The sequence below is a fragment of the Nitrosomonas sp. Nm84 genome, assembly GCF_003201565.1.
Lineage (GTDB): Bacteria > Pseudomonadota > Gammaproteobacteria > Burkholderiales > Nitrosomonadaceae > Nitrosomonas.
This window is the reverse complement of the sequence record NZ_QJJP01000047.1, coordinates 1-11,045: the sequence shown is the minus strand read 5'-3', so window position 1 is coordinate 11,045 and position 11,045 is coordinate 1. Positions and strand designations below refer to the sequence as shown.

Annotated in this window: 14 protein-coding genes; 9 read left to right on the top strand and 5 right to left on the bottom strand. The window is 36.3% G+C overall.

Annotated features, from left to right (window positions below; all coding sequences use genetic code 11):
- Positions 1-1,121: TraI/MobA(P) family conjugative relaxase (traI, locus tag C8R34_RS15440; protein ID WP_110342099.1), on the bottom strand; the 1,121-nt coding region annotated here is incomplete at its 3' end.
- A gap of 31 nt (positions 1,122-1,152) precedes the next feature.
- Positions 1,153-1,521 (bottom strand): conjugal transfer transcriptional regulator TraJ, encoded by a 369-nt coding sequence (gene traJ / locus C8R34_RS15435; protein ID WP_110342097.1) that lies wholly within the window; start codon positions 1,519-1,521, stop codon positions 1,153-1,155.
- Positions 1,522-1,962: 441 nt separating this feature from the next.
- Between traJ and C8R34_RS15430 the strand changes: the two genes are divergently transcribed.
- From C8R34_RS15430 to C8R34_RS15395, 8 genes are all read left to right on the top strand, one after another.
- The gene (locus C8R34_RS15430) at positions 1,963-2,349 is read left to right on the top strand and encodes a TraK family protein (RefSeq protein ID WP_110342095.1); all 387 of its coding nucleotides are present in this window, start codon (positions 1,963-1,965) and stop codon (positions 2,347-2,349) included.
- A 78-nt stretch (positions 2,350-2,427) separates the two neighbouring features.
- On the top strand, positions 2,428-3,159 hold the full coding sequence (locus C8R34_RS15425) for an ArsA-related P-loop ATPase (RefSeq protein ID WP_110342093.1): 732 nt from the start codon (positions 2,428-2,430) through the stop codon (positions 3,157-3,159).
- Positions 3,156-3,605, top strand: coding sequence for a conjugal transfer protein TraM (locus C8R34_RS15420; RefSeq protein ID WP_110342091.1), 450 nt, complete (start codon positions 3,156-3,158; stop codon positions 3,603-3,605). Before C8R34_RS15425 ends, C8R34_RS15420 begins: the two co-directional genes overlap by 4 nt.
- 52 nt (positions 3,606-3,657) lie before the next feature.
- A complete protein-coding gene (locus tag C8R34_RS15415) occupies positions 3,658-4,137 on the top strand; it encodes a hypothetical protein (protein ID WP_110342089.1) in 480 nt (159 codons plus the stop codon).
- Positions 4,138-4,286: 149 nt separating this feature from the next.
- Complete coding sequence (locus C8R34_RS15410; RefSeq protein ID WP_219999593.1) at positions 4,287-4,583, top strand: type II toxin-antitoxin system Phd/YefM family antitoxin; 297 nt, start codon at positions 4,287-4,289, stop codon at positions 4,581-4,583.
- On the top strand, positions 4,583-4,891 hold the full coding sequence (locus C8R34_RS15405; protein ID WP_110342085.1) for a type II toxin-antitoxin system RelE/ParE family toxin: 309 nt from the start codon (positions 4,583-4,585) through the stop codon (positions 4,889-4,891). Before C8R34_RS15410 ends, C8R34_RS15405 begins: the two co-directional genes overlap by 1 nt.
- 1,157 nt (positions 4,892-6,048) lie before the next feature.
- The gene (locus C8R34_RS15400; protein ID WP_110342083.1) at positions 6,049-6,723 is read left to right on the top strand and encodes an AAA family ATPase; all 675 of its coding nucleotides are present in this window, start codon (positions 6,049-6,051) and stop codon (positions 6,721-6,723) included.
- Positions 6,716-7,012 carry a ribbon-helix-helix domain-containing protein gene (locus C8R34_RS15395; RefSeq protein WP_110342081.1) on the top strand — a complete coding sequence of 99 codons (297 nt, stop codon included), beginning with the start codon at positions 6,716-6,718 and terminating at the stop codon, positions 7,010-7,012. Before C8R34_RS15400 ends, C8R34_RS15395 begins: the two co-directional genes overlap by 8 nt.
- A 140-nt stretch (positions 7,013-7,152) precedes the next feature.
- On the opposite strand, the gene C8R34_RS15390 is transcribed toward C8R34_RS15395, so the two are convergent.
- The 3 genes from C8R34_RS15390 to C8R34_RS15380 form a co-directional block, all read right to left on the bottom strand.
- Positions 7,153-7,503, bottom strand: coding sequence for a KfrB domain-containing protein (locus C8R34_RS15390; RefSeq protein WP_110342079.1), 351 nt, complete (start codon positions 7,501-7,503; stop codon positions 7,153-7,155).
- 746 nt (positions 7,504-8,249) lie between these two features.
- Positions 8,250-9,317 (bottom strand): hypothetical protein, encoded by a 1,068-nt coding sequence (locus tag C8R34_RS15385; protein ID WP_110342077.1) that lies wholly within the window; start codon positions 9,315-9,317, stop codon positions 8,250-8,252.
- 143 nt (positions 9,318-9,460) lie between these two features.
- Entirely contained in the window at positions 9,461-10,369 is a 909-nt protein-coding gene (locus C8R34_RS15380; protein ID WP_110342075.1) for a ParB/RepB/Spo0J family partition protein, read from the bottom strand.
- A 239-nt stretch (positions 10,370-10,608) separates the two neighbouring features.
- On the opposite strand from C8R34_RS15380, the gene C8R34_RS15375 reads away from it, so the two are divergent.
- The gene (locus C8R34_RS15375; protein WP_110342073.1) at positions 10,609-10,989 is read left to right on the top strand and encodes a helix-turn-helix domain-containing protein; all 381 of its coding nucleotides are present in this window, start codon (positions 10,609-10,611) and stop codon (positions 10,987-10,989) included.
- Positions 10,990-11,045 lie beyond the last annotated feature (56 nt).

Here is an 11,045-nt window from a genome sequence, read left to right as displayed (position 1 = left end):
CAGTCCATTCTTTTATGGCTTGCTTTTGAGGCTTGATATCCTTCCCTAAAGTCTTTATTAATCGCGTCGATCCTTGTTTTCAATTCACTATAAACAGACGCAGCCATTATTTTTTTGGACAGCCTACCCGCAGTAACATTTTTGATCAGTAGTCGTTTTAACTTGGCTTTGGTTTTGACTGCTTCTATGGCCTGATTCTTTTTATCACGCAGTTTATTCCATTGGTTTTTTCCCTGTATTGCCGCCTCATTCTGCTCTTTTGTGTATTGCGCATATAGTTTTGATGTATCAATTTTGTTACGAAGTGGCCTGGGTTCATATTGCTTTGAATATTGTTTTTTTGTTGTTGTATCGTCATCAACCCCGACATAATCACCGAGCCTCTTAACCAAATTGGCCTTTGATAAGGCTCTGTCAATAGAACTGGCTTTAACACCAATCCCATTACCGGAAACAAATACAAAACCATTACCGCGCTCACGCAATTCGAGGCCATGATCCTTTAATACTTGGTGTAATTCAGTCCAGCTTGTCGCAGCTTGAATCTGCGCCAGGCATTCTTGCTGCATCCAACCTATAAGACTCTCCGATCCAGCCTTGAACTCAATATTGGACGCCCTACCCTGCGCACCGCGTTTGATTGTTTCGTGATTATCCGGTGTTAATCCGTACTCTTGCTCCAACTTTTCACAGAGCTCACCAATGACTTTATAGTCATAATGGGGGTTATGGATCGTAAGCCTTTCTGGATGAATTTTGTTGATCGCAATATGCATATGCAGATGATCAGTGTCATGATGCACCACACTGAGTCGTTGGTGTTCACCAAAGCCTAGGCCATCACAGAGTTGGTCCTCTATTTGCTGCAAAGTAGCTTCGGATAGTTCATCATCACGAAAACTAACCACCAGGTGATAGGTTTTGTCAGAAATCGCGCGTTGATTCATCTGCTGCGTATTAAGTACTTCTGCAACCACACAATCCGGACGATCCGAGTAACAATTAACTGCTCGGATTAAACCGATGCGCTCAGTCTTGTTTTGTGGGTCAACAATATAATTCACCAGTCCGGCAAAGTTGCTTTTCTTAACTGAATTGATTGGGATGTGTTTGGCTATCATGATTATTTTTTAATCGAATTCTCTTGGATTTCTATTTTTTTGAGTTGATGATTTTCATCATGATGGCCGTCATTTGTGTGCGGGTTTCTTCAATGTCTTTTAACAGACCATTAATTGTTTTCTTGTCAAAATGGGCTGCACGCCGATCATCGCTTAACCATAATTTTAAAAGCCCCCCTAGCCTGCCTAGATCACCGTTTATTTTTGCCAGTTCGTTTACTTTTTTGTTGTCCATGATGCTGGTGGGCTCATAACCTAAGCCTAGTTTTTTTAAATATTCTGAAATACTCAGGCCGCATTTTTCAGCTTGCTCCCTGATGATTTTTCCTTCTTCCGGTTCAACTGGAACCCTTAGATGGAGTTTGTATTTTCTTTTATGCTTTGGGTTTGTCTCACTCATTGCTTTGGTTGGTTCTTGGTTTTCTCGATTGCTTTCGTGTTTCTTATTTCATTTATTGGGTGTTGCCTCTACTTCGGACTTCGCATTTGCGTCTGCGTCTGCTTTTGCCATTGCCTCGCAGAGCAGGATTATCGTTGAGCACACCGTGCGAATAAGATCCTTGTGATGTTGGATGACAAGTTTACTTGTTAGCTAACATCACATATCCTGCCCTATTTTGTAGTAATTGTCCTTGATTGAGTATAACATTATTGTTGTAACTTATTTAAGTGTAGTCTATTTTAACGAATTACGCGTATAGTATGTATGTTAGTAATTACTCTTAATTACTTCAGAGTTACTTCTTAATGCTCTTGATTGAATGGTAATGCTTGTGTGTTCATTCAATACAACTTATAGTCAATAATTATTACTAATACTGTACTGGGCTCTATAAGTGCTATGAAAAAGGATATTTCTGCGCGTCTTGCTGAAAAGTTAGCGCATAGTGATTCTCAACATGCAAAACGAAATCTTGCGATTTTCTTTGTTTTGCGCGATGAAATAAATTCAGCAATCAATACTGGGTGGTCGGTTAAGGATATCTGGCAGTTATTGCATGAAGAAAAAAAGATTTTAATTAGCTATCAAGTGTTCTTGAGGCTGGTTAAAAAACACACCGAATACACGGCTTTTAAAAGAAAAGGAAGTGGTAAAAAAATAAGTAAAGAAAATGAACTAGAACCAAAAACTGAAGCAAAAGAAACACAGAAATTAGCGAAGGATGCAGGTAAAGCGGAAGGTTTTGAATGGAATAATGAATCCAATTTAGATGATCTTGTTGGATGACTATAAAATTGTTTTAGATTCATCCAATGATGTCAGAAGTATTATTTCTCCATAATTTAACTCAAAGGATTATTCATAATGGCTAAAATACATATGGTATTGCAAGGCAAGGGAGGCGTTGGTAAATCTTTCATCGCATCAATCATTGCACAACATTGTTACGCCAAGAAAAAAGATACGCTTTGTATTGATACCGATCCGGTGAATGCCACTTTCCTTGGGTTTAAGAAATTAAATGTTAAAAAACTGGATTTAATGGAAGGCGATGAAATTGATCCTCGTAAATTTGATAATTTGGTTGAATTAATCTCCAAAAGTAAATCAGATGTAGTAATTGATAACGGCGCCAGCACCTTCGTGGCCTTATCCCATTATTTAATTAGTAACCACATACCTGCCCTGCTTAAAGAAATGGGACATGAGTTGATCGTGCATACCGTAATTACTGGCGGTCAGGCACTATCAGATACATTAAATGGGTTTGACTTAATGATTAAACAGTTCTCGAGTGATATTGCTTTTGTCGTGTGGCTTAACCCTTTCTGGGGAAAGATAGAATCCAATGGAAAGAGTTTCGAGTCAATGAAAGTTTACTTGGATAACAAAAGCCGCGTATCAGCTATTATCAAAATACCCGACTATAAGGCTGAAACTTTCGGTCGTGATTTAAGTGAAATGTTACAAGCTAAACTGACTTTTGATGATGCGATAGATAAACCAGAATTAACAATTATGATGCGCCAACGGCTTAAAATAGTTAAAAGCCAACTCTTTGAGCAATTAGAAGGGGCACAAGCCGTATTAGCATGAGTACGATCGATGAAAAGATTGATGAAGCCATTCAGGAGATTGCTTCCGTACATGGCATAGCCGTATCAAAAGATGATCCCATCATGATATTGCATACCATGAATGATCGCCTCATTTCGGATAGCAAGGCTGCACAGCAGGAATTGTTGGATAATTTCCGAAGTGAACTTGAAGTGACTGTTTCTGAATTATCACTTCAAGCTAAAAACCATTCTGACCGAATTCTCAATACAACAATAACGACAAGCAAAAATGAAATTGCGCGAGTGATGGAAGAACAATCCAATATTATTATTGAGCGCTGGAAAGCTGATTTGCAAACTGAATTCAATGAAGCCTGCAAAACAATGACAACTTCAAGACAAACTGCAATATTGAATATTATTGCTTCATTTATTACTTTAATTTCTGCTGGAATTATTTTGACTATTTTTCTAACAAAATAAAAGGTAACACCAGAAGAAGCTACTCTACCCTATCGCAAGCTGAAGAAATATCATGAAGCATCATGACCGCAGCGCCGGTTACCAACTCCTGGAATCAGCCTCGCTGGTCGAATTCAGAATCGGCAAACCACTTATTCAAACCTGTACTGACGGGGAAAATATCTTCCTCCAGATTGATCTGATGTTGGGAGTCGCTGACGAGGAAGAATCCGCCGATATCGCTGAATGGGCGTCTTTTGGACTCATTTTCGCTCTGGCTGTTTTGTCTTTTGCAGATGCTCGACCACGGGGCTTATCAGATCAAGATTTGGTCGATGGCGACGAATTTACAGTAAGCGATTTGTTCGAGTGCCTACGCTTTGTCAGCGGAGAATTACGATTTTCATCCGATTACTTACGCGGACGTTGTATGAAGACAGACATCACCGTAAGAAAGGACGGCATGCTGACCTTGAGCACCAGAAATCGTGGACAAGCTGCATTGTTCTGGCTAGATCGATTACAAGGCAAAAAGAAGCTGGTACTCATATAAAACGATTACTCATCCATGTCGATCACCATGCCTCACATAATGACCAATTTGTTTTGACTATTTTTTCCTTGGAAATGCGCAAACCCCTTCAGACTAATTTCATATTGGAAGAGACTAGATTTTGACCTAATTGGCACGATTCGATTATAATGAACGATTCGAACGATATTAATAAGGTCACAATAATGGATGCACTTTCTGCCAATGAAGCAAAAACTCAATTTGGCGACATGCTGTTAAAAGCGCAGCGTGCCCCAATTCAAATTAACAAAAACGGGAAACCAGTTGCTGTAGTCATCTCGATGGATGAATACGAAAGCATTGAGGCGCTCAAGCTTCGATTTTTGCAATCGAGAGCCGTCCAAGCCCAAATGGATATCAAGGCGGGCAACATCGTTGATGGCGATTCTTTTTTTGGTACATTAGAAACTGATCAGTACGACTAATGCCTGGTTTTCGTTTAACCCCAGATGCTCAGACCGACCTTATTGAAATACGCCGTTTTACGATCAGACAATGGAGCAAAGCGCAGTCGCAAAAATATTTATCAGAACTTCAGCAAACGATTCGATTGCTGGCTGAAACACCTTCTCTCGGTAAATCAAGGCCAGATGTTGGACCGAACGTATTAAGTTTTCCCTGCTCAAGTCATGTCATTTACTACGTTGTGTATGAGCAACAATTGGTTGTATTCGGCGTATTGCACAAACGCATGGTGCCATTTAACCACCTTACTGTGCGAGAGGCGTTTTAATATGTAATAACTACCCCTATATTAATCAACAAATTCCTTTCTGCGACTGCGTTGTGCCGATTTCTCTACGTTTATTTTTCTATAGGGCTTATACAACCCTCCTTACGCTAAAGATAATCGGGACAGTTTATTTGTTATCTACACTACAAAATAAAAATATCGGTCGATTTTTGACGGAATTAGCCAGGATCCTAGCCCTTTCTGTTGTTCGGGAACATGCTTTATTACTCGCTATCCAACGACCGGAATACAATATTTGCGGTCTTCGTCGTTCCGATCTGAAAAATTATCTTCTTTATGTTTCCGTCGGATAGCTCTCTCGATACCTCAAACGTGTCGCTAAAACCTACCGATACTATCTAACGCGTAATGGTCGAGCAGCTGTCGCAACCTGTTAAAAAATAACAGCATTTACCATTTTTTAAATCATTTACTTAATCCCCCAGGATTTTCTGGAGACATATTTTCTTGACATCATTTAACTTGTAAGAGACTAAAACCCTAAATTATATTAATATTTAACGTACTACTATACATACGTACATATATTTTAACGTAAACTATTAGAGAAAAATCCATTGTACGTACAAACGTACGTGATATATTAAAGCAACTATACAAAAGTTTCATCTTGTATGTACGAATGTACGTTATTACGTCCTGACGTTATATTGACCTCATAAAAACATGATTCTTTTGCGTTCTCAATCAGGACATCTTATAAAGATTCTAGTATTAACGTACAACTATACATACGTATATATGTTAATACATCAATACGTATTAACGTTAGACATTACGTGAAAATTCATTTAACGTACAAATGTTATGATATATTAACGTAACTATATAAAGGTATCACCGTATATGTACGATTGTACGATTGTACGATTGTACGTTATTATGTATTGACGTTATCTGGGCCTCATAAAATATGGCTCATTTGCGTACTAGATCAGGATATCTTACAAAGATTCTAGTATGAACGTACAAATATACATGCGTACACATGTTAATACATTAATACGTATTCACGTTAAATATTTTGTGAAAATTCAATTAACGTACATACGTTGTGATATATTAACGTTATAATATAAATGTATTTTAATATTGGTACATTTGTGCGTTAATATACAACAACGTTTAAGGGCTTCATGAAAATCATTACTATAGCCACGCAGAAAGGGGGGGCAGGAAAAACAACTCTTGCTACAAATTTAGCAGTTGCAAGTGCAATGGCTAATAAAATCACATTGTTAATTGATGCGGATGCCGGACAAAAAACAGCCCTTGAATGGTTTCAAAAACGAGAGGATCAGAATAATCCACTTGTTATGGAAGCATCAGATCAAAATATGCTTTTTAAATTACTAGAATTAGCAGAAGAAAAGGGGGTAGATAGAGTTTTTATTGATACTCAAGGCGCTGATACTCCTCTTGTGAATGATGCGATTTCACGTTCTGATTTTTGTCTTATACCTTGTGGTTCTGGTGGTTTTGATGTACCTGCTCAACGTACCACTGCATCTGTAATTAGACGATTAGGGAAAAATGGTGCTTTTATTATCACGAAAGCTCAAGCAAGAGGACAAGAAGCAAAAGAAACTCGAATTATATTATCGGGACTTGGTTTTGGTAGTCCTGAGCAACAAACTACGAATCTAAAGGTGTATAAGGACGCTGCAATATGTAGTCTTTCGGTTCTTGAGTATGATCCTAAAAGTAAGGCTGCAGAAGAAATAAAGGTTTTGTTTAAATGGCTAGAGAAAAAGATTGCTATAAATCCTCTTTTAATAGATTTAGAAAAAGGAGTTTCTGAAAATGGTTAATAAAAAAAGAATAAATGCTCTTGCTTCTCTCGCTGAAGATATGAACGTACAAACACATGTACGTACAAACGAAAAAAAAATAAGTAGCATTCCCAATGAAACAGGACCAAAAGTAAAAACAAAGAGTAGGGTGGTTAGTAATGTTCCTTGGTACCCAAAGAGCGAGATTCTAAAAAAGGAACTGAAATTATTAGCTATCCATGAAAATTCTAGTCTTACTGCATTAATTGACGAAGGTATTAAATTGGTTTTAGAAAAGCGAGGAAAGGATATAAATGATTATCTATAACTTTTAACGTACAAGTATTTGTACGTTAAAACGTAATAATTAATCATTAGAGAAGAGTGCAATAAAATTACTGTCGTAATGGATGATAAAAGGTACTTGTATACTTTTTCTTTGTAACATTTTTATCCTTAAATCATCGGTTATAATTTGATTTTTTGAATAAGTTTATTAGAAACTTCAGTTGTACTTGTTTTGTTGTTTTCGTACTTAATATTCATCATGTGGCCTGTTTCGGGGATTTGGTCGAAACAGCTTAAATCATGCTTAATATATTGAGATCCATTCTTTTGATAAAGCACATTTTCTTTTTTGTCGATATGGATTACTTCTCCAATATTGTCTTTTGATTGGTCTGCATTAACAGCGTTGTATAAGTTATATAGGCCAGGTTTGATGCCCTCAGCTTTGCTTACTTTCTCTGTTTTCCACTCGCCAGTAAAATCGTTTTGAACTAATTTTTGTCCGTTCATTACAAGTAAACGTTTCTTCATAGTTGCTAATATCTTTAATTATCAAACGCGATTAAGTCAATTACTCAAAGTTTTGTTTTCTGTTTTTTTCTTGGAGTTAATTTTTTTAGTTTGTTTTTTACAATAAATAGTATTTAGGTTCAAATGAAATGAAATTGATTTAAGTTTGATTTCAGGTTATTAAAATATAAGTTGATGCAATACCTTATGTATTATTGTTATATCGTCTTAGATGTGCCTTAAAGTAGTTGAATGAAGCTTTTATTTCTTTGATGTACCTTTTATTTTACTATTGTTCTTGATGTGTATAATTTGGAAGTATTTTAAATATAATCTAGGTGGTTATAAAGACATATTACAATAAAGTTCAGAATGTTTTTATATGATTAAAAGAAGAAAAGAATAGAAAGTTATCCACAGGTAGAATAGTATATATTATCAATTACTTGTGTGAAAAAAACTGGTTTAACTGCTGGTCAAACCTATATCCCAGCTTTAAACTGCTGGTTAAACCTATATCTTCTTAGTTTATCTGCTGGTTAAACCTATATCATCTTCCGGTTAAACCTATAACTTCTTAGCTTTTCCGCTGGTTAAACCTATAACTTCTTAGTTTAACTGCTGGTCATACCTATAACATATTTATTATCTGCTGGATAAACCTATAACTATTAGCTGGTCAAACCTATAACATTTGCTGGTTAAACCTATAACTTCTCAGCTTATCTGCTGGTTAAACCTATAACATTTGCTGGTTAAACCTACCACTATGTTTTTTTGATAACTCGTATGCCTGATTTTTGCGCTATTGTTCTTATATCAGTTGTTCGTTTGTTAGAAGCTATTTGTTCTTTAATGAATTGTGGTGTTGCTTTAATTGTATATTTTATATCTGTTATAGCTCGTCCAATTTTACGTTCGTTAATTTTACAGCTAAGAATCACGCCTTTTTCTTTTAATTCATTAAAGGCTGATAGAATTTTGCTTCGATTGTTTCCTTCTTTATTCTGTTGTAATAGTCCACTTGCCTGTTTTATATCTGAATACATACATGAATATTCTGTGATGTGGCTGGCTTGGGTAAAGCGGTTGATTAGTCGTTTGTATAGCCATCGGGTTAGTTGCTCATCACAACTCATCAAGCGATCATAGTTAAATTGTCTATAATCAAGGTTGTTTATACTGTGGCTGATGAAGAGAGGTAATCTTGCGATGTGATGTGTATCGGTAGAAGCGAGGTATTCCTCGCGACCAACGGTTACAAGATCTTGTAGAATGGCGCCGCTCCATATTTCTTTTTTATTCTTATATAGGGCGATATTACATTTGTTCATGACCTCTATAGCTTGCTTGATTTCATCAATGCTTCTTGATCGTCCCTTTGTTTTAAGTGCTTTTTGTATCATTCCTAATGTGAATTTAATCCAACTTTCTGTTTTTTCAGGGTCATGAATAGCATATTGCTGATCACTAAATATCTTTTTTAGCGCCTCTTCTACAAGTTCTTCTGTGACGCCTGGAAAAAAAGCTTTGTATTTTCTATCTTTTTGTTTAATCAATGCCGGTTGAATCGAAACTGTGTATTCGTTTCCATTTTCCGTATAGGCCCATTCGTACGGTTCTGCTAGCCCATCAATAGTACGCAGCTTTTCGACTTGTTTAGCTGTAAAGAAATACTTTGGTATTCGCTCCCAAAGCTCAATCGTGTTAGAAACCTGACTTTGATCATTGGTTACAAATTGAGAAAATAAATCAAGCTGTAAGCTTTTTATAGGATCTTTGGGTGGCTTTTTCATTTGTTTGATTGTGTTTATTAAAACTGGCACATTTTTCATTAAAAGCAAACTCCCTTTATAAACCCTAAAAATGGATTAGAAGGTTTTTTTACTTAAACCCTTCTTTGACAAATTCCAGTATAAAGAATATTAGCTAAATAATACAACCATTATTTCGGTTGTTTTTGTGCCTGTTTCTTAAATTAATCACCTTTAATTGTTTTTCCAAACGTAACGAGCTTGTTGAGTAAATAGGCTAATTGATTTTTTTCTTCTTTACTTAACAGCGTCAGTGTTTTATCCAGAACACTGTTTTTATTCTTTATAATTACATAAAACTCATCGATCAATTTTACCATTGTAGCCATTGGAGGAATGGATTTAGTCGCCGGATTAGGATTCACAGTTACAGCAGTTACATCTTCATGAGTAATATCATTTGATTCTTGATAATGAGTGTCTTTATTTTTTATAAATTCACGGAAAAGTCTAATTGAACTGCGAGTTATCTCTTGATCGGGATTATTTAACCATTTAGTTAATCTTGCTTGATCCTGCTTATAAGCTCTTAAGAGATCGTTAATAACGATTACATCACGAATTTCCCCTGAATTGAATAATTTCGCGATTGGGTCAGGTAAATTCAGTAAATTGAGATGTTGTGACACAAACGTTTCCGATTTTCCAATTTCGTTGGCAACTTCCACGCTCTTCAACCCTTTGGATACCTGCCGACCGATAAAATCGGCTATTTCTCTTGGCGTTAAATTGTCTCGTTGCAGGTTCTCAATCAATTGATCTGATTGCGTATAATCAGAATCAATGAATGCAGGGATTGAATCTTTCCCGGCAAGAATAGAGGCACGATAACGACGTGCCCCGTGATTAATGATGAAGTGTCCCTCCTTTTGTAAATTGGGATGCACAGAAATGGGTGTTTTTACTCCACGCAGACGAATAGTATCTGCAAGCTCCTGTAAGGTAATGGGGTCAAATTCATTGCGAGGCTGGTTAGGGTCTTCTTCAATTAAATCCAAGGCCAGTTCTAGTGAGGTTACTGTGCTGATTTTATCTTTTTGAGTTGTTTTTAATGTTCCAGCTGTTTTCTTCATAACTTTTGTAAGTAATTTATATTACGTAATTTTATTTATACATAACCAGTTCGGTAATTTAACATTCTTTATTATCAGTTTTTTTTGGTATACAGTAGCGGGCTCATGGTGTAAGTTAATGTTTATGTGCGACATATTGTCGCACCTGGTCATATTTTTAAGTTTAAAGTTGTTCTCAAACAATGGGTTGACTTTACCAGATAAAGAAACAGACTACATTTATTAAATGGATCGATAACTTGTACAATAAAATTCTTCTAACAAACATATTACGTCTAATCGAAGAACTGGGCATCAATAAAAAAGAACTGTCTGAAAGATCAGGTGTATCAACATCTTTTATGTCTGATCTTACGCATGATAAAGCCAATCCATCACTTAGAATCATGGAATCCATTGCCGATGCTTTGGAAACACCACTTCCAGCACTTCTGGAGCTGACAAATATTGATAAAGAAGTCGTGGATGAACTCATGAAAGGCAAGCCCCAATCAAGATTGCCAGAAGGGTATGTTCACGTGAGTGCGCTGCTTACTGATTTTCAGGCATATCAGGTATCCCTTTGGAATGAAGAGAATAAGAAGCAGGTATTAACCCGTAAAAAAAGAAAAGTAAAATAGTAGTTGCATTAAATAGTATCTCGTTATATTGTTAATTAAGCTTAACAAATAAACGG